The sequence below is a fragment of the Agrobacterium sp. LR_9 genome (assembly GCF_041954855.1).
Lineage (GTDB): Bacteria > Pseudomonadota > Alphaproteobacteria > Rhizobiales > Rhizobiaceae > Agrobacterium > Agrobacterium leguminum.
Window position 1 is genome coordinate 12,040 of record NZ_JAVAYA010000002.1, and the last position, 17,675, is coordinate 29,714.

General features: G+C 60.5%; 17 protein-coding genes. 9 read left to right on the forward strand and 8 right to left on the reverse strand.

Annotated features, from left to right (window positions below; all coding sequences use genetic code 11):
- Positions 1-6: 6 nt before the first annotated feature.
- The 4 genes from dhaL to RAC79_RS02455 all read right to left on the reverse strand — a co-directional run bounded on the left by dhaL (position 7) and on the right by RAC79_RS02455 (position 3,594).
- Complete coding sequence (gene dhaL, locus RAC79_RS02440) at positions 7-651, reverse strand: dihydroxyacetone kinase subunit DhaL (RefSeq protein WP_142845817.1); 645 nt, start codon at positions 649-651, stop codon at positions 7-9.
- A gap of 11 nt (positions 652-662) precedes the next feature.
- Positions 663-1,655 (reverse strand): dihydroxyacetone kinase subunit DhaK, encoded by a 993-nt coding sequence (locus tag RAC79_RS02445; protein ID WP_125146998.1) that lies wholly within the window; start codon positions 1,653-1,655, stop codon positions 663-665.
- Positions 1,656-1,676: 21 nt separating this feature from the next.
- Positions 1,677-2,555: a sugar phosphate isomerase/epimerase gene (locus RAC79_RS02450; RefSeq protein ID WP_174039115.1), complete on the reverse strand. Its 879-nt coding sequence runs from the start codon at positions 2,553-2,555 to the stop codon at positions 1,677-1,679.
- A gap of 151 nt (positions 2,556-2,706) precedes the next feature.
- A complete protein-coding gene (locus RAC79_RS02455) occupies positions 2,707-3,594 on the reverse strand; it encodes a LysR substrate-binding domain-containing protein (protein ID WP_174039114.1) in 888 nt (295 codons plus the stop codon).
- Positions 3,595-3,763: 169 nt separating this feature from the next.
- Between RAC79_RS02455 and RAC79_RS02460 the strand changes: the two genes are divergently transcribed.
- The 8 genes from RAC79_RS02460 to RAC79_RS02495 all read left to right on the forward strand — a co-directional run bounded on the left by RAC79_RS02460 (position 3,764) and on the right by RAC79_RS02495 (position 11,446).
- The gene (locus tag RAC79_RS02460; RefSeq protein WP_035262426.1) at positions 3,764-4,525 is read left to right on the forward strand and encodes an SDR family NAD(P)-dependent oxidoreductase; all 762 of its coding nucleotides are present in this window, start codon (positions 3,764-3,766) and stop codon (positions 4,523-4,525) included.
- Between the two features lie 59 nt (positions 4,526-4,584).
- Positions 4,585-5,457 carry a transketolase gene (locus RAC79_RS02465; RefSeq protein WP_125147001.1) on the forward strand — a complete coding sequence of 291 codons (873 nt, stop codon included), beginning with the start codon at positions 4,585-4,587 and terminating at the stop codon, positions 5,455-5,457.
- Positions 5,454-6,485, forward strand: coding sequence for a transketolase family protein (locus RAC79_RS02470; protein ID WP_142845814.1), 1,032 nt, complete (start codon positions 5,454-5,456; stop codon positions 6,483-6,485). Before RAC79_RS02465 ends, RAC79_RS02470 begins: the two co-directional genes overlap by 4 nt.
- Positions 6,486-6,607: 122 nt before the next feature.
- Entirely contained in the window at positions 6,608-7,615 is a 1,008-nt protein-coding gene (locus RAC79_RS02475; RefSeq protein ID WP_142845813.1) for a TRAP transporter substrate-binding protein, read from the forward strand.
- 120 nt (positions 7,616-7,735) lie between these two features.
- Positions 7,736-8,269, forward strand: coding sequence for a TRAP transporter small permease (locus tag RAC79_RS02480; RefSeq protein ID WP_142845812.1), 534 nt, complete (start codon positions 7,736-7,738; stop codon positions 8,267-8,269).
- Entirely contained in the window at positions 8,266-9,525 is a 1,260-nt protein-coding gene (locus tag RAC79_RS02485; protein ID WP_080856302.1) for a TRAP transporter large permease subunit, read from the forward strand. The genes RAC79_RS02480 and RAC79_RS02485 overlap by 4 nt, the downstream gene beginning before the upstream one ends.
- Positions 9,526-9,771: 246 nt before the next feature.
- Positions 9,772-10,494: a transcriptional repressor LexA gene (gene lexA / locus RAC79_RS02490; protein ID WP_080856301.1), complete on the forward strand. Its 723-nt coding sequence runs from the start codon at positions 9,772-9,774 to the stop codon at positions 10,492-10,494.
- A gap of 274 nt (positions 10,495-10,768) precedes the next feature.
- Positions 10,769-11,446: a glutathione S-transferase family protein gene (locus tag RAC79_RS02495; RefSeq protein WP_142845811.1), complete on the forward strand. Its 678-nt coding sequence runs from the start codon at positions 10,769-10,771 to the stop codon at positions 11,444-11,446.
- 20 nt (positions 11,447-11,466) lie between these two features.
- Here RAC79_RS02495 and RAC79_RS02500 read toward each other — a convergent pair whose 3' ends face one another.
- Positions 11,467-13,896: a ComEC/Rec2 family competence protein gene (locus RAC79_RS02500; RefSeq protein ID WP_174039125.1), complete on the reverse strand. Its 2,430-nt coding sequence runs from the start codon at positions 13,894-13,896 to the stop codon at positions 11,467-11,469.
- Between the two features lie 307 nt (positions 13,897-14,203).
- On the opposite strand from RAC79_RS02500, the gene gltA reads away from it, so the two are divergent.
- Positions 14,204-15,493 carry a citrate synthase gene (gene gltA / locus RAC79_RS02505; protein WP_003502585.1) on the forward strand — a complete coding sequence of 430 codons (1,290 nt, stop codon included), beginning with the start codon at positions 14,204-14,206 and terminating at the stop codon, positions 15,491-15,493.
- A 76-nt stretch (positions 15,494-15,569) separates the two neighbouring features.
- On the opposite strand, the gene RAC79_RS02510 is transcribed toward gltA, so the two are convergent.
- The 3 genes from RAC79_RS02510 to RAC79_RS02520 are packed head-to-tail and all read right to left on the reverse strand — an operon-like array spanning position 15,570 to position 17,609.
- Complete coding sequence (locus RAC79_RS02510; protein ID WP_065653920.1) at positions 15,570-16,304, reverse strand: amino acid ABC transporter ATP-binding protein; 735 nt, start codon at positions 16,302-16,304, stop codon at positions 15,570-15,572.
- Positions 16,282-16,941, reverse strand: coding sequence for an amino acid ABC transporter permease (locus tag RAC79_RS02515; protein WP_174039113.1), 660 nt, complete (start codon positions 16,939-16,941; stop codon positions 16,282-16,284). Before RAC79_RS02515 ends, RAC79_RS02510 begins: the two co-directional genes overlap by 23 nt.
- Positions 16,938-17,609, reverse strand: coding sequence for an amino acid ABC transporter permease (locus RAC79_RS02520; protein ID WP_110759803.1), 672 nt, complete (start codon positions 17,607-17,609; stop codon positions 16,938-16,940). The genes RAC79_RS02515 and RAC79_RS02520 overlap by 4 nt, the downstream gene beginning before the upstream one ends.
- Positions 17,610-17,675 lie beyond the last annotated feature (66 nt).

Here is a 17,675-nt window from a genome sequence, read left to right on the forward strand (position 1 = left end):
ATGTTTTCAAGATTGCAATCTGGCCTGTGCGCCTTCGGCAAGGCTGCGCAGGATGAGCGCGCAGGAGGTGGCGCCCGCATCGAGAACACCAAGCGAGCGCTCGCCAAGACGGCTGGCGCGGCCGATCTTCGCCACGAGATTGATGGTCGAATCCCTGCCGGTTTCGGCGGCAGCGACAAGGGCTGCGGCAGCATCGTGGAATGACGCGCCCGAGGCGGTGGCGGTGTCGAATGCCGTCACGGCCGGCACCAGCGTATCCAGCAGCGTCTTGTCGCCCACCTTGGCCGAACCGATGGAACTGACGCCTTCGAGGCCGGCATGCAGCATTCTGCTGAAGGACGGCGCATCGATAACCTCGGCATTTTCGATCTTCTCGGCGAATTCCGTAAACATCACCCCATAAAGAGGCCCCATGGAACCGCCGATTTCCGTCATCAGGATCGTGCCGAGCGTATCGAGCGCCTTGGCAAGCGAGGCGTCCTGCCCTCTCAGCCGGTCTGCCGCCATGCCGAATCCCTTGGCCATGTTCACGCCATGGTCGCCATCGCCGATCTTGCCGTCGATCTCGCTGAGATAGGCGCGGTTTTCGATGATGCTTTCGGCCATGGACAGAACGATGTCGCCGGCCTTGGCGTTCTGAAAAGACTGCATGAATTTTCTCCTCACAGCATAACGGTGCAAAGCGCTTCGGCATCGAGCAGCGGTTTCAGCTCGTCATCCAGCGCCATCACGGTCAAAGTCGCGCCCACCATCTCAAGCGACGTGAAATAGTTGCCGATATAGGTTTTGTGGATTTTCAGGCCACGCGCCGAAATCTCGGATTCTATCGTGTCGTTGAGGATGTAGAGTTCGTTGACCGGCGTCGCGCCAAGGCCGGAGACCAGCACCGCCACCTCGCTGCCGGCCGGCAGGTTGTGATCATCGAGCACGATCTTGCACATGTCCTTCGCCACATCAGCGGCGGATTTCAGCTTCTCGACGCGAACGCCGGGTTCGCCATGGTGGCCTATGCCCACTTCCATCGTGCCCGGTTCGATCTGGAAGTTGGGATGGCCGACCGCCGGCAGGGTGCAGGGGCCGAGACCGACGCCGATGGAGCGGCAATTATCGATGGCCTTCTGGGCGGTGGCCCGCACCTCCTCCAGCGAAGCGCCGCTTGCCGCCTTGGCGCCGCCGATCTTCCACATGAAGATTTCGCCGGCGACACCGCGGCGTTTCTCACGCTCCTCGGGGGCTGCGGAACACACATCGTCATTGGCGACGACGGTGGCGATCTCGATGCCGTCTTTGGCGGCGAGTTTTGTCGCCATCTTCACATTCATATTGTCGCCGGCATAATTGCCGTAGAGCACGATCACACCCCTGCCGCCATTGGCCTCGCGGATGGCGTCGTGAAAGCTCTTGGCCGTGGGTGATGAAAACAATTCGCCGACGGCGACGGCATCCAGCATGTTGCGGCCGGTGTAGCCGATAAAGGCCGGCTCATGGCCCGAGCCGCCGCCCGTGACAACACCGACCTTGCCGGCGACCGGCGCGCCCCTGGCAACGACGACACGCGGATTGTCCGCAAGGCGCACGATGTCGGGATGGGCCTTGACGAAGCCTTTCACCGTATCCTCGACCACCTCGTCGGGATTATTCACAAATCTCTGCATTACTCTCCTCCTTTATGCCGTCTACGCGCCAGCCCCTGCCGAGCTTGCGGCTCCGCCCCCGGCCAATCCTCTTTTGACTGCGTCAAGCGAAGCCGTCAGCGCCTGCTCTATTTCCCGAAGTGATGCAGGGCTGATGCGCCTTACCGGCTGGGCATCCGCGCGACGGTGCAGGCGGGCTGGAAACTCGATGCTGATCGGCATCTCCGGCTTTTTGGCAATCTCACCGAGCAGCTTGTGGCAATCGATATCGCCTTCGCCCACCGGCACGAAAAACCAGCCTTCCGGCGTTCGTTTCACGTCCTTGATATGCGCGTGGACCGAGGCAGGCAGCGCCGCCACCGCGTCATCGGCAAAATTTTTGAGTTGCGGACGATGGGACGCGGTATTGGCCGCGTCATAATTCAGCCCCAGCCATGGGGAGCCGAAACGACGCGTGAGCGCGACGCCCTCCTGCGCGATGTTGAAAAGGTTGTCGCTGCCATCGCCGGGATTTTCCAGCCCGATCACGATGCCGAAGGCCTCAGCACAACGCAGAAGCACTTCGATATTGCGCAGGAACCGGTCTTCGCGTTGCCGGGCCGAGGCATTTGTGGCGATAACCCTCGCGCCGATTCCCGCTGCAAAAGCCATTCTGCCGGTGAAAATTTCTACGGAATCGTCCAGTCCAAGATCGATATGCGACGACATGGCATGGCAGCCCAGCCCGGCATCATCAAGCGACCGGCGCCATGACGCCATTTCAGCCGGCAGGAACGCGCTTTCATCAAATTGTTCGGTGTAACCGACGATAAAGGCAGGCTCCACATGGCGAAAACCGATCCTGGCGATGCTCTCCAGCATCTCCTCGCGCCCATAGCCGTCATATGGCGCGCCGGACGCCGATATGATGCGATCTTTCATGCAATCCTCCCCTTGAGCCGCATCCGAAGGGACGATGCCGATCACGCTGCAACCTCATTATTCCGACCGGAAAATGACGGAGAGCTCCGCTCGTGAGCAAGCGGAAAAAATTAACGCGCCAGTGAATTCAATTCACGTAACAATCGCATTCCTATTCAAACGCAGGATCCTGAAGGTCTTCGATCAGCCAGTCGGCAAACCGTCTTGCCAGTCTGCGCTGGCTGCCGGATTTGGGATAGGCGAGATAATGGCCGACATAGTGGAGGTCCTGCGTCGCGCCGCTCAGGGGCGCGACCAGCCGCCCGGATTTTATCTCGCGATGGGCAAGCCGTGTCGATTCCAGCGCCACGCCGACGCCATTGGCGGCGGCATCGATCGCCAGGAAACTGCGGTCGAAACTCATGGCCTGAATGGGCGGCTTGCCGAGCCCATTAGCCTCGAACCAGTCCGGCCATTGCAGACGTTTGTTATCGCTTCGAATAAGCAATTGACGGTTCAAATCGCGGGGTGTCCTTATCTCGTCCGCGAGCGCCGGCGAGCACAGCGGTGTGACACGTTCTCTGCCCAGCGGAATGATGATGAGATCGTCTCCCTGCGGTTCGCCATAGATGATATCGGCATCGAATTCACCATCGACGAAACGCACATAGGCGGTGCTGGCCGCCAGCCGCACCTCGATCCCCGGATTGGCGTTCAAGAATTGCGGCAGGCGCGGCGACAATACCTGCGCCGCATAGCTCGGCGCGCAATGCAGGCGCAGAAGATGGGAGCGGTTGGAGGAGACCACCTCGATGCCCTGCCGCAACTCCTCGAAGGCGTTCGATGCATGTGCCAGAAGCGTCTGCCCCGCCGCCGTCAGGCGCACGGTTCGCGTGGTGCGCTCGAAAAGCGGCGTACCGAGCACCCTTTCGAGCTTGACGATGGCATGGCTGACGGCGCTCGCCGACAGGTTGAGCTCATCGGCAGCGGCCCGGAATGAGCCGAGCCGGGCGGCGGATTCGAAGGCGCGGATGGAGGTGAGTGAAATGCCGTTCAACATTCGATTACTGAAGCAGATTCATGAGATGATGTAAACTTCGCGTTTGAAGCGCCCTCTGCCCATCTGCAATATCGAGGCTGCATTCGTCGCAGGACGGGATGCGGCGGCAGGTCGGGAGCACCGCCGTCAAGCGTATGAAGCCGGCCCGCCCGGCTTGGGAGGATTGCTTATGTTGTTGAATGGAAAGACCGCGGTTATTTCAGGCGCCGCCAGCAAACGCGGCATCGGCCGCGCCACGGCGGAACTTTTCGCCCGCCACGGCGCCCGCGTCGCCATCGTGGATCTGGATGAAGCCGGCAGCATCGAAGCTGCGGCCTCGCTTGAAAAAGTGGATGGCGGCGAGCATCTCGGGGTCGGCGGCAATGTGGCGGATCGCGCCTCCTGCGAGGCGGCCGCGCAAAAAGTCATCGCCGCTTTCGGCAAGATCGATATCCTCATCAATAATGCCGGCATTACCCAGCCGGTGAAGACGCTCGACATTACCGGCGCAGACTGGCAGCGCATCGTCGATGTCAACATGACCGGTGTGCTGAATTTCAGCCAGGCCTTCATTCCCAATATGCGCGACAATGGCGGCGGCTCGATTGCCTGCATGTCGTCCGTCTCCGCGCAACGTGGCGGCGGCATTTTCGGCGGGCCGCATTATTCGGCGGCCAAGGCGGGCGTTCTGGGTCTCGCAAAGGCCATGGCGCGTGAATTCGGCCCCGACGGCATTCGCGTCAACTCCGTCACTCCCGGCCTGATCCAGACCGACATTACCGGCGGCAAGCTGACCGACGATATGCGCCGCGACATTCTCAAGGGCATTCCGCTAAACCGTCTCGGCGACGCCATCGATGTCGCCAATATCTATCTCTTCCTCGCCTCGGATCTCTCCTCGTACGTCACCGGCGCGGTTGTCGACGTGAATGGCGGAATGCTCATTCACTGACAAAGCCCTTTCGAAGCCGGAAAATCGGCTTCGATTTTTCTGACCGGGAGGAGGAAACCATGGCTCAGGCGTATTCGGACACAGATGCAACGAAGGAAGCGGCGCTGGCGAATGTATCGCTGGCGGAACGCGCCTGGCGGATCCGGCGCAACGCCCTTTTGATGGGTGAGGTGCAGGGCCAGGGTTATGTAGGCCAGGCGCTCGGCATTGCCGATGTTCTGGCGGTGGCCTGGTTTCACACCATGCGTTACCGGGCGGACGATCCGCATTGGGAAGGCCGCGACCGGTTTCTGCTTTCCATCGGCCATTATGCGATTGCACTTTACGCAGCGCTCATCGAGGCGGGCATCATTCCGGAAGATGAGCTTGAGACCTATGGCTGCGACGGATCGCGCCTGCCCATGTCCGGCATGGCCTCCTATACGCCGGGCATGGAAATCACCGGCGGATCGCTCGGCCATGGGCTTGGCATAGCGGTCGGAATGGCTCTTGGCCTCAAGCGCAAGAATTCCGACCGGTTCATCATCAACCTGATGTCGGATGGCGAGTTGGGCGAAGGTTCCACCTGGGAGGCCGCCATGGGCGCATCCCATCACAGGCTCGGCAATCTCATCAATCTTGTGGATTTCAACAATCAGCAGGCGGACGGCCCTTCCCGCGAGATGCTGTCCTCCGAACCTGTGGACGCCAAATTCGCGGCCTTCGGCTGGCATGTGCAGCGCGTGGACGGCAACGATATCGACAAGGTTCGCGAGGCCTTCGATATCGCAATGTCACTTACCGATGACAGGCCGCGCGCCATCATTTTCGATACCCGGATGGGCCGCGGCGTGCCCTTTCTCGAAAACCGCGAAATCACCCATTTCATTCGCGTGGAAGCGCATGAATGGAAACTGGCGCTCGACGCCCTTGAGGAAGGACGGCCGCAATGAGTACAGCAGCCCCGCAGAAGCGCCTCACCACATCGGCGATGATCGCCTCCATCGCCGCCGAAGGCCAGCCGACACGGCCTGCTCCCTTCGGTCACGCCCTTGTTCAGCTGGCGAAGGAACGGGAGGATATTGTCGGCCTCACTGCCGATCTCGGCAAATATACCGACCTGCATATTTTCGCCAAAGCCTTTCCCGAGCGCTTTTATCAGATGGGCATGGCCGAGCAGCTCCTGATGAGCACTGCGGCCGGTCTGGCGCGCGAAGGTTTCGTGCCCTTTGCGACCACCTATGCGGTCTTCGCCGCCCGCCGCGCTTATGATTTCATCGCCATGGCGATTGCCGAGGAAAACCTGCCGGTGAAGATCGTCTGCGCCCTGCCCGGCCTGACGACGGGCTACGGCCCCAGCCATCAGGCGACCGACGATCTGGCGATTTTTCGCGCGCTGCCGAACATGACGATCATCGACCCGTGCGATGCGACCGACATAGAAGGCGCGGTGCCAGCCATCACGGATTTTAACGGCCCCGTTTATATGCGCCTGCTGCGCGGCCAGGTGCCGGTGGTGCTCGAAGAATATGGCTATCGGTTCGAACTCGGCAAGGCGAAGCTTATCCGCGATGGTGCGCAGGTTCTTTTCATATCGTCCGGCATATTGACGATGCGGGTTCTCGAAGCGGCTGCCCTGCTTGAGAAGGAGGGCGTCGGCTGCGCCGTGTTGCATTCCCCCACCATCAAGCCGCTTGATACCGCCTCGATCTTCGCGGAAGTGGACCGGGCGGATCGTCTGGTCATCGTGGCGGAAAACCACAGCGAAATCGGCGGGCTTGGAGAGGCCGTGGCGATGGCGCTGATGAAAAGCGGCCGGGTGCCGCGCCTGCGGCAGATCGCCCTGCCCGATGCTTTTCTGGATGCAGGCGCGCTGCCCACCCTGCATGACCGCTACGGCATCTCCACGGCGATGATCGTGGCGCGCGCAAGGGCGTGGCTGGAGAATGAAAATTTTGAAGTACCGCACGGTTCGGTCTAAAGGCTGAAGCTCAGACATGGTGCGGAATCAGCCCGGGGGGAGCCGGCGGTTTCAAGGGAGTGGAGCGCGTTATCCGCGTGGTCGGACAACGCCGAGAGTGTTTAAATCCAGGGAGGAGAAAAATGAGTATTTCCATCAACAGGCGTATGTTCCTGACCGGTACCGGACTGGCGCTGGCTGCGCCGGCCGTTCTGACGACGGCCCGCAACGCCCGGGCCGCCACGACGCTGACGCTCGGCCATGGGGCTGCGCCGGGCAATCCGCGCACGCTGGCGGCCGCGAAATTCGCGGAACTCGTTGCCCAGAAAACCGAAGGCCGCGTGGCGATCAATGTCGCCGGTTCGGAAACGCTTGGCAGCGACGCCGCCATGCTGACCAGCCTGCGCACCGGGGCGCTGGATTTCACCGCCAACAGCCAGGGTCCGGTTTCGAGCGTTGTTCCTGAACTTGCGGCGCTCGGCCTGCCCTTCCTGTTCAGCAACGCCGATCAGGCGATCAAGGTACTCGAGGGCGATGTCGGCGCATCGCTCGATGCGCGTTTCCAGAAGGTCGGCATCGTGCCGCTCGACTGGTGGGACAACGGCATCCGCCATGTCTCCAACTCCAAACACGCCATCACCAAGCCGCAGGACGTCGCGGGCCTGAAAATCCGCACGCCGGCCGACCCGATGACCATGGATATTTTCAAGGCGCTGGATGCGGCGACGGTTCAGATCGCGTTTGGCGAACTCTACATCGCGCTTCAGCAGGGCGTCGTTGACGGGCAGGAAAATCCGCTCGTGAATATCGAAAGCTCCAAGCTTTACGAGGTCAACAAACATATCAGCCTCACCGCCCATAAATGGGAGTCCACCCCGTTCCTGATGTCCAAATTCGCCGAGGGGCGGCTGGGCAAGGATTTTGAGGCGGTCAAGGCGGCTGCGAAGGAGGCAGGCGCGCTTCAGCGCAAACTCTCGGCGGAAAAGGCAAGCGCGTCTCTGGCTGCCTTCAAGGCCAATGCCGCCATCGAGGTGGTGGAAGACATCGACCACGCGGCTTTCGCGAAAGCGACCGCGCAGGTGCTGGAGACATGGAAGCAGAAGCCCTTCGGCGATTTCGTCGCCGAGCTGGAAAAGGCTGCCAAGGGCTGATGATCAGGACGCCGGGTCGGTTCATGCCCCCCGGCCTCGCCTTCATGTCCACCGACAGGATCGGCGGGAGCCTCGCTCACGCCGACATTCATACGGTTTCAGTTTTCAGGAGATGCGCCAATGCTCGAAGGAGCCTTGTCCGCCGCCAATCGCGTTGACAGTTTCATCGCCATCCTCTGCCGCATCATCATCGTGGCAACCGGCATTCTGCTCACGGTCATCATGACGGCAAACGTCATCGTCCGCTATCTATCGACTTCCGGCGGGTTGGACTTTGCGGAAGAACTGCCAACCATGCTGTTTCCATGGTTCATCGTCGCCGGCATTACCCTTGCCGCGCAGAGCGGCGCGCATATGGCGGTTGAATGGATCTATGACAAGTTCGACGAACGCGGCAAGGTGGCGGTTCTGCTGTTCGCCAATCTCGTGACGGTCGCAAGTTTCGTCATTCTCGCGCAGCAGGCGCTTGTCGTCGCCGAGATCGCCGGCGCGGAAATCAGCCCTGTGCTGCAATTGCCCAATAGCATCGGATATTATTCCATCGCCTTCGGCGCGGCACTGGTCTCGGTCACGACCGCAACGGCAAGCCTGCGCATTCTCTCCAGCGGCTGGCATGCCCGCCCGCACGGTGCAACCGAGGAGATGCCGCTATGACCATCGTGATGATCATTGCATTTTGTATTCTCATGATGATTGCGGTTCCGGTCGGTTATGCGCTGATCATCTCTGCCGGCGTCGCCGTGCTGTGGAACGGTTATGTGCCGCTTTCGATCGTGGCGCAGCAGGTGTACGACCAGACGCAGTCTTTCCCGATGCTGGCGCTGCCGTTCTTCATGCTCGCGGGCACGCTGATGCTCGGCGGCAAACTCGGAACCCAGCTTCTGGAACTCGCCTCCAAGGCCATGCAGCGCTGGCGCGGCGGCCCGCTTTCCACCACCGTCATTTCGTCGGTCGTGTTCGGTGGCGTGTCCGGCTCCGCGGTCGCCAATGCGAGCGCACTCGGTTCGGTGCTCATTCCATGGCAAAAGCGCCAGGGTTACCCCGCTCCCCTCTGCGCGGCCAACAATGCCACTTCAGCGGTCATCGACGTACTCATTCCGCCGTCGATCCCGATGATCCTCTATTCATTGGTCAGCGGTGTCAGCATCGCCAATCTGTTCATCGCGGGCATTCTGCCGGGCCTGCTTATGGCCGCCGGTTTCATCTTCGTCTGCTGGGCCATTGCCGTGCGGCGTGGTTATGCGGTGCGTGACGAAAGCACCCGCAAGCGCGATCTGGCGCTACTTGCGTTCCGCAGCCTGCCGGCGATCCTCCTGCCGATCCTGATCATCCTCGGCCTCCGCTTCGGCTTTGCAACGCCAACCGAAGTGGCCGTTCTTTCCGTCGTCTATTCGCTCGTGCTCAGCATCTTCTTTTATCGCGATCTGACGTGGAAGCGTTTCTGCGACAATTTCGTCGAAGCTGGTTCCGCAACCGGCGTCGTCATGCTGGTCATCATGGGCAGTGCGGCGGTGGGCTGGGTGCTGACCTTCGATCAGGCGCCCCAGCATTTCGCCACCTGGGTGGCCGAGAATATCTCCAACCCGATCCTGATCATTCTCATGATGAACATCCTGATGCTGATCATCGGCATGCCGCTCGATCTGCCGCCGTCGATCCTGCTGCTCGGACCGATCTTCGTGCCGCTTGCGGATATGATCGGGCTCGACCGGGTGCAGCTCGGCATGATGATGGTCATCAATCTCGGTATCGGGCTCTATACGCCACCGATCGGCACCACGCTCTTCATCTCGTCCTCCATAGCCAGAGCGCCGCTCGGCGCGACGACGAGGGAATTGTGGCCGTTCTTCACCATGGCGATGCTGCTCCTCATCGCGGTCAGCTTCATTCCTGCGCTCACGATCTACTGATATAAGAGCCGTAGCAAACGGCAGCCAGAAACCACCGGCCGGGTCTCTCCGATCGGTGGTTCCTGGTATTCAAGATGCGGCACACATCGTTAGATCTGCTTTGTTGATAGTTTCGACGATCAAATCACGATCTGCGATGCACCCTTCACGAAATTTTAGGGGATTGCGGAACACATATGGAACATATAGTGTTCGTTCTGTATTTGTTTCGCGACTTCAACGACGATTCTCAAGGGTGTTTTCCTCATGCTCACGCGCAAACAGCAGGAATTGCTTCTCTTCATTCATGAAAGAATGAAAGAGTCCGGCGTGCCGCCCTCCTTCGATGAAATGAAGGACGCACTCGATCTTGCATCCAAATCCGGCATCCACCGGCTGATCACCGCACTCGAGGAGCGCGGCTTCATTCGCCGGCTACCTAACAGGGCGCGGGCGCTGGAAGTGATCAAATTGCCTGAGGCCTATGCGCCGGGTGCAAGGCCGCAGCGCGGCTTCTCGCCGAGCGTCATCGAAGGCAGCCTTGGCAAACCGAAGACGCCGGAGCCGGCCCCTGCCCCCAAGGCGCCCACCAATGATTTCGCCGGCGCCGCCACCGTGCCGGTCATGGGCCGCATCGCCGCCGGTGTGCCGATTTCCGCCATCCAGAACAACACCCATGATGTGGCCGTCCCGGTCGACATGCTCGGCTCGGGCGAACATTACGCTCTTGAGGTCAAGGGCGACTCGATGATCGAAGCCGGCATTTTTGATGGCGATACCGTCATCATCCGCAACGGCAACACGGCCAATCCGGGCGATATCGTCGTAGCACTGGTGGATGATGAAGAAGCGACCCTGAAGCGTTTCCGCCGCAAGGGAGCCTCCATCGCTCTCGAAGCCGCCAACCCCGCCTATGAGACCCGCATCTTCGGACCGGACCGGGTGAAAATCCAGGGCAAGCTCGTGGGGCTGATCCGCCGTTACCATTAATTGGCAGCCCGCCTTTTTTCGCCAGGGGCGTCATCGAGAAGATGACGCTCCCTTTGAGGCATCTTGGCTTGTTCCCTGGAACAATGCGGCCCTGCGGAAGTAAAGAGAGGGGGTGTTTCGCCCTCATCTCCGGGCGGTGACGTGGACATGCCTCCTTCTCCCTTCCCTCACCTTCCCATTCATCAACGCGGCTTATGGGAGCCATGGATTATTTGCAATATTCCAAAGGCCATCCGCCGGTATAGAAATGCGCGTCATATCGGGGAAACACATCATGTACGATCTTTATATCGCCAACAAGAATTACTCCTCATGGTCGCTGCGGCCCTGGGTGTTGATGCGCACGCTCGGCATCGCCTTCGATGAAAAACTCGTTCCCTTCGGAGAAGGCGTTTCCTTCTCCACCTTCTCGCCGACGGGCAAGGTGCCCTGCCTTGTCGATGAGGGCGTGACGGTTTGGGAATCGCTGTCGATCGCCGAGTATCTGGCGGAAAGACACCAGGGCGTCTGGGCGAGCGACAAGCAGGCACGGGCCTGGTCACGTTCGGCGGCGAGCGAAATGCATGCGGGCTTTTCCTCGCTGCGCAATCTCTACCCGATGTCGGTCGGCATTCGCGTAAAGCCGAAGGGTGGCGATACCGGGCTTGCGGCCGATATAAAGCGCATCGATACGCTGTGGAGCGAAGGCCTCGCGAAATTCGGCGGGCCTTTTCTTGCCGGCCAGAAATTCACGATGGTCGATGCCTTCTTCTGCCCGGTGGCATTTCGTTTCCAGACTTATGGCGCGGAACTTTCGCCCGCGGCGAAAGCCTATTGCGACCGGCTGCTCGCCCTTCCCGCCATGCGCGAATGGTACGAGGCCGGACTGAAGGAAGTCTGGCGCGATGCGGCGCATGAAGAGGAAATTAGCGGGATCGGCGAATTGACCGCGGATCTGCGCATCAAGCCCTGACGGTCCATGCCGGCGGCACTTTATTGCGATGCCGCCAGCAACCGCATGACGGCATCAGGCACGTCGTGATCGAAACGTCCGCTTTTCCAGTCGTAATAGCGATGTTCGCTCCAGGGCCTGTCCATTCCGGCGATTGCGGCGCGCAGCCTGCCGACGACCGCTGCCTGCTCGTTGCCGGCAAAGTCCATTTCCAGCGAACCGGTCCGTCGCAGGATATCCCGGTTCAGCAGAAGTGCACCCGAGCGGCATTGGGAGAAGGACGTTCTGCGGGAGACGATAACGATATCGGCGATATCGCAAGCCTTTCCGGCAAAGCGGCCATCTTCCAGAACGATGATCCATTCGCCGCTTCCCGCGCGCGCAACGCACCATGTGCCTTTGCTGCAGGTGAAAACACCGGGCTCGGCGTCTCTCAGGGCCGCCGTCATCTGCCGTGCAACCGCGCTCATCTCTTGCGGATCAAGCTTCGCCTTCGGGGCCAAAGCCACGGTGTTTGCCGTTGCCTCGGTCTTTAGAAGGACCGGCGGCACAGGCTGCTCCGGTAAAAGCAGCGCCCTTTGCCATTGGCCATAAACGAAACCCTGCGGCTGAGCCTTCGTCGTATAGGCTTTGCCGTCCTCCAGCAGCGCCACCAGCTCGCCATCCTCATGAACAAGCAAATCGGGCGGATCGCGATAGGCCGTGGCGGCCGACAGGCCAAAGGCAAGGAACAGAAACGGCATGCCCAGAAGCGCAAGCCGGCTGCGCAGCAATGTCAACATTAGAAAGCCAGCCGAGGCGAGCCCCAGAAACCACCCGTGCGGCCGGCCCGTCGCAGCGCTTCCGCCCCAGGACGCCACCTCCTGCGCAACCTCGATGACGAGGGCCATGCCGTACCCCATGACTTTCAGAAATGGCGCGTCCAGCCCGAAAGGCATCAGCAGCATGGCGAAAAGGCCGAAAGGCATGACAATCAGCGACATCAGCGGCATGGCAGCCAGATTGGCGAAAAGTCCATAGGTGGTGACACGCTGAAAATGCTCGGCCGAATAGATTGCCGTCGAAAGACCGCCGATCAGCGACGTCGTGATGACACCGCCAACGATGGCGCCCGCCGTTTGTGCCACCGTCATCCATGCCGGTTTGCGCCCGATAAACAGACGCTCGCGATCGATACGCCAGCGGCTCCAGGCGGCATAGGAGGCGACGAGCGCGATGGTCGCGGCAAAAGACATCTGGAAGCTCGGACCCATGATTTCCGAGGGCGAAAAAGCGAGAATGACCAAAGCGGAAAGCGCAACATTCCTGAGGCTGAGCGAGGGTTGATCGAACAGTACCGCGATCAGCATCACCGACATCATCAGCCAGGCGCGCTCGGCGGAAACGGCGAAACCTGAAATCAGATAATAGGCAAGCGTCATCAAGAGCGCGGCGAAAGCCGAAATCTTCTTCACGGGCCAGCGCTGCGCAAATGCCGGAAAAAGGCTGAAGGCAAGCCTCAGCCCCACGAAGAATATGCCCGACGCCAGCGCCATGTTGAGCCCGGATATGGCGACGATATGGGCAAGGCCGGAGAGCCGCAACGCTTCCATCGTTTCGGCGGATATGGCCTGTCTCTCATCGGTGACGATGGAGGCGGCAAAGGCGCCGGCATCGCCGCCGATGGTGTTGCGGATGCGCTCGGCAATGGCGGTGCGAAGGCCATAGAGCCGCATGTCGGCCCATTCCAGCCAGCCCGTCTTCGCGTCGATGCCGGGTGGAGTTACCGTCTGTGGCGGCTTATAGAAGAATCCGGTCGCGCCTATGCCCCTGAAATAGGAGGCGAAGGCGAAATCGTTGAGCCCAGGCAGGGCCGGGCCGGATGGCGGCGAAAGCCGCGCCTTGCCACGAATGGTCGCGCCGAGCGCGGCGGGCTCGCCTCCCCCACGTGACAGGAGCGAGACCTTCCCCGGCGGGCGTGACAATCCCGGCGCTTCCGTTGCGGTGAGTTGCACCACATATCGCCAGTCCCCGCGCGCATCCACCTCCCTTCGGGTCACCGTGCCGGTGATGGTGGTGGTGACGGGCGTATCCAGCACCACTGTTCCCGCACGCCACGTTTCGACCCCGGCGAAAAGCATGCCCAGCAAAAGCAGCGCGAGAAGGCCACAGGCCGTGGCTGCAAAGCCCGAGCGATATTTCGCGAAAAACGCCAGACCGGTGGCGATAAGACATGTGATCGCCAGAACGGAGAATGAAGGCGAGGTGTTGAGGGAAAACCAGAGGATCGCACCGCAGCCGATGAAAACCGGAACGAAAAGAAAATCGTGGCCGAATGCGCGCTCCTCGGCGACGCATACGGCGATTTTTTGGGAGGCGACAGCTCGCAGGTTCGGCTTGCCGACAAGTGTGGGCAGATCATAAGCCACAAGATCGCCGGCACGGTGAACGGGAAACAGGATTTCCGCCGTGCCGGGCAAATCGCCCTGCATCGTTTCGGCATATCTGAAATGCTGTTTTTCCCCTTGACCGAGCAATCCGCGCCGCGCCCCTGCCGCACCGGGAACAGGTTTGCAGGCGGATGCGAGGGATTGCAATCCTTTCCTTTAACCCTGCGTTGACTGAGATTGAATTGCCATCGCCGGGAAAGACGAAAGCAAGGCAATTGCGTTTGCCGCAATGCACAATTTGACCTTTGGATAGCTTGGCATCTGCGCAAGGATCATATAGCTAATCGGTAGACGCTTAACCGCGGGGCGTGTCTCAACGCCCCCACCCGCATGTTTTCGGAGGATCAGTATGACGGAAAAAAGCGCTACAGTGACACTTGGCGAAAAACAGGTCGAACTCCCGGTCAGGGAAGGCACGATCGGACCAAGCGTCGTCGATATCGCCACGCTGTACAAGCACACGGGCTCTTTCACTTACGACCCGGGTTTCACGTCGACGGCCTCCTGCGAATCCAAGATCACCTATATTGACGGTGACGAAGGCGTTCTCCTGCATCGTGGTTTCCCCATCGAGCAGCTCGCCGAACAGGGCGACTTCCTGGAAACCTGCTATCTCCTGCTTTACGGCGAACTGCCGACCGCGGCTCAGAAGAAGGACTTCGACACCCGCGTCACGCGCCACACCATGGTGCATGAGCAGATGAGCCGCTTCTTCACCGGCTACCGACGTGATGCGCACCCGATGGCCGTCATGTGCGGCACGGTCGGCGCGCTCTCGGCCTTCTACCACGACTCGACCGACATCACCGATCCGCACCAGCGCATGGTCGCTTCGCTGCGCATGATCGCCAAGATGCCGACGATAGCCGCCATGGCCTACAAGTACCATATCGGCCAGCCCTTCGTTTACCCGAAGAACGACCTCGATTACGCCTCCAACTTCCTGCACATGTGCTTTGCCGTGCCTTGTGAGGACTACAAGGTCGATCCGGTTCTGGCCCGCGCCATGGACCGCATCTTCATCCTGCATGCCGATCACGAGCAGAACGCCTCCACCTCCACGGTGCGTCTTGCCGGTTCTTCGGGTGCGAACCCGTTCGCCTGTATCGCGGCCGGCATCGCCTGCCTCTGGGGCCCGGCTCACGGCGGCGCCAACGAAGCGGCGCTCAACATGCTCAACGAAATCGGCACGGTTGACCGAATTCCGGAATATATCGCCCGCGCCAAGGACAAGAACGACCCGTTCCGCCTGATGGGCTTTGGCCACCGCGTCTACAAGAACTACGACCCGCGCGCCAAGATCATGCAGAAGACGATGTACGAAGTGCTGGAAGCCACCGGCAACTCCGACGATCCGATCATGCAGGTCGCGCTGGAGCTGGAAAAGATCGCCCTTTCCGACCCCTACTTCGTCGAAAAGAAGCTCTACCCGAATGTCGACTTCTATTCGGGCATCACGCTGAAGGCGCTCGGCTTCCCCACGACCATGTTCACCGTTCTCTTCGCTCTTGCCCGCACCGTCGGCTGGATCGCACAGTGGAACGAAATGATCGAAGATCCGCAGCAGCGCATCGGCCGTCCGCGCCAGCTCTATACGGGCGCCGGCAAGCGCGACTACGTTCCGGTTTCCAAGCGCTAAGCCGCGAAACCCTATAAGATCAAAGGCCGGCAGGTTTTCACCCGCCGGCCTTTTTTGTTGGGCATCCGAATAGTTCTCAGTGGCGTGCCGCAACGCCCAGGAACTGCTTGAGTTCGGGTGTAGCGGGATTGGAAAACACCTCCTCCGGCGGGCCAATTTCATGCACCCTGCCCTCATGCATGAAGACGACGCGGGAGCAGACGTCGCGCGCAAACTTCATCTCATGCGTCACCATCAGGAGAGTCATGCCTTCACCGGCCAGTTCACGCACCACCGCCAGCACCTCCGAGACCAATTCGGGATCGAGTGCCGAGGTGATTTCATCGCAGAGCAGCGCAATCGGCTGCATGGCAAGCGCCCGGGCGATGGCGACGCGCTGCTGCTGGCCGCCGGACAATTCATCGGGATAGGCATCGAATTTATGCGCCAGCCCGACCCGTTCCAGCATCTTGCGGGCAACGGCTTCCGCTTCCGGCTTCGGCGTCTTCTTCACCACGGTCTGCGACAGCATGACGTTGCCTCCGACCGTCTGGTGCGGGAAGAGATTGAACTGCTGGAAGATCATGCCGACCTTCAGCCGCAGGGCTTTCAGATGCAGATCGTCTTCGAGAAGCTGCGCGCCGGCGACCGATATGGAACCGGCCGAAATCGTCTCCAGCCCGTTGATGCAGCGAAGCAGGGTCGATTTTCCCGATCCGCTTTTGCCGATGATGGCGATGACCTCACCGGGCTCCACATCGAGGTTGATGCCCTTCAGAACCTCGTTGCTGCCATAGCTTTTGCGGACTTCAGTGATTTCGATGAGCGACATTGAGCTTCCTTTCGAGGATCTGGCTGCTCTTAGACAGAGGCCAGCACAGCGCGAAATAGATGAGGGCGACGAGGCCATAAACGGTGAAGGGCTGGAAGGTGGCGTTGGTGACCACGGTGCCTGCCTTGGACAGTTCGACGAAACCGATGATCGAGGTTACGGCCGTTCCCTTGATGACCTGCACGAAGAAACCGACGGTTGGCGGAATGGCGACCCGCATGGCCTGCGGCAGGATGACGTAACGCATCTGCTGCAGACGCCCCATGGCAAGGCTTGCCGATGCCTCCCACTGGCCTTTGGCGACAGATTCAACGCAACCGCGCCAGATTTCGGTGAGGAAGGCAGCCGCCCACAGGATCAGCGTCAGGCCCGCCGCCAGCCAAGCCGGCACATCGATGCCGAACAGGCCGAGGCCGAAAAAGGCGATGAAGAGCTGCATCAAAAGCGGCGTACCCTGAAAAAGCTCGACATAATAGCGTGCGAAAGCCCGCATCGGTTTTTTCCGGGAAATGCGCATGAACAGCAGAAGCAGCGCCACCAAGCCGCCGCCGGCAAAGGAGACGAGCGAGAGCAACACCGTCCAGCGCGTGGCGAGCAGCAGGTTTCTGAGAATATCCCAGGTGGAGAATTCGATCATCGGACACTCCTGCGCGGAAAGATGAGGTTGCCGCCCATCACCAGCACCTGCCGGAGAAGGATGGCGAGCACGAGATAAATGACTGTGGAGACCATGTAGGCTTCGAAGGCGCGGAAGGTGCGCGACTGGATGAAATTGGCCGCGAAGGTCAAATCCTCGGCGGCGATCTGCGAGACGACCGACGATCCGAGCATGACGATCACCACCTGGGAGGAAAGCGCCGGCCAGATGCGTTGCAACGACGGCACCAGCACCACATGCCGGAAGGTTTCGAAACGGGTCATGGCAAGGCTTGCCCCGGCCTCGAACTGGCCCTTGGGCGTCGCCTGAATGCCGGCGCGGATGATTTCGCAGCTATAGGCCCCGAGATTGACCACCATGGCGATATTCGCCGCGCTCAGTTCCGACAATTGCAGGCCAAGCGACGGCAGGCCGAAAAAGATAAAAAACAATTGTATGAGGAATGGCGTGTTGCGAATGAGCTCCACATAGGTGGCGACCGGCGGCCGCAGCCATTTGGGCCCAAGCGCACGCACCCAGGCGCAGACAATGCCGAGGGCGATGCCGAGAACGCCGCCGATGGCAATCAATTCCAGCGTAACGGCGATGCCTTTGGCGATCTGCGGATAATAGTCGAGAAGCCATCCAAAATCGAATGTGTATTTCACCCGATGCTTCCTTTCGGCGAGGACAAACCATGCGCCGGTCCTGCCTCAAGGCGAGGCCGGCGCATG

Excerpts from the sequence above, each read along its gene's own strand:
- dhaL (WP_142845817.1), bottom strand. The coding sequence starts at position 651 with ATGCAGTCTTTTCAGAACGCCAAGGCCGGCGACATCGTTCTGTCCATG.
- RAC79_RS02445 (WP_125146998.1), bottom strand. The coding sequence starts at position 1,655 with ATGCAGAGATTTGTGAATAATCCCGACGAGGTGGTCGAGGATACGGTG.
- RAC79_RS02450 (WP_174039115.1), bottom strand. The coding sequence starts at position 2,555 with ATGAAAGATCGCATCATATCGGCGTCCGGCGCGCCATATGACGGCTAT.
- RAC79_RS02455 (WP_174039114.1), bottom strand. The coding sequence starts at position 3,594 with ATGTTGAACGGCATTTCACTCACCTCCATCCGCGCCTTCGAATCCGCC.
- RAC79_RS02460 (WP_035262426.1), top strand. The coding sequence starts at position 3,764 with ATGTTGTTGAATGGAAAGACCGCGGTTATTTCAGGCGCCGCCAGCAAA.
- RAC79_RS02465 (WP_125147001.1), top strand. The coding sequence starts at position 4,585 with ATGGCTCAGGCGTATTCGGACACAGATGCAACGAAGGAAGCGGCGCTG.
- RAC79_RS02470 (WP_142845814.1), top strand. The coding sequence starts at position 5,454 with ATGAGTACAGCAGCCCCGCAGAAGCGCCTCACCACATCGGCGATGATC.
- RAC79_RS02475 (WP_142845813.1), top strand. The coding sequence starts at position 6,608 with ATGAGTATTTCCATCAACAGGCGTATGTTCCTGACCGGTACCGGACTG.
- RAC79_RS02480 (WP_142845812.1), top strand. The coding sequence starts at position 7,736 with ATGCTCGAAGGAGCCTTGTCCGCCGCCAATCGCGTTGACAGTTTCATC.
- RAC79_RS02485 (WP_080856302.1), top strand. The coding sequence starts at position 8,266 with ATGACCATCGTGATGATCATTGCATTTTGTATTCTCATGATGATTGCG.
- lexA (WP_080856301.1), top strand. The coding sequence starts at position 9,772 with ATGCTCACGCGCAAACAGCAGGAATTGCTTCTCTTCATTCATGAAAGA.
- RAC79_RS02495 (WP_142845811.1), top strand. The coding sequence starts at position 10,769 with ATGTACGATCTTTATATCGCCAACAAGAATTACTCCTCATGGTCGCTG.
- RAC79_RS02500 (WP_174039125.1), bottom strand. The coding sequence starts at position 13,896 with ATGCAGGGCGATTTGCCCGGCACGGCGGAAATCCTGTTTCCCGTTCAC.
- gltA (WP_003502585.1), top strand. The coding sequence starts at position 14,204 with ATGACGGAAAAAAGCGCTACAGTGACACTTGGCGAAAAACAGGTCGAA.
- RAC79_RS02510 (WP_065653920.1), bottom strand. The coding sequence starts at position 16,304 with ATGTCGCTCATCGAAATCACTGAAGTCCGCAAAAGCTATGGCAGCAAC.
- RAC79_RS02515 (WP_174039113.1), bottom strand. The coding sequence starts at position 16,941 with ATGATCGAATTCTCCACCTGGGATATTCTCAGAAACCTGCTGCTCGCC.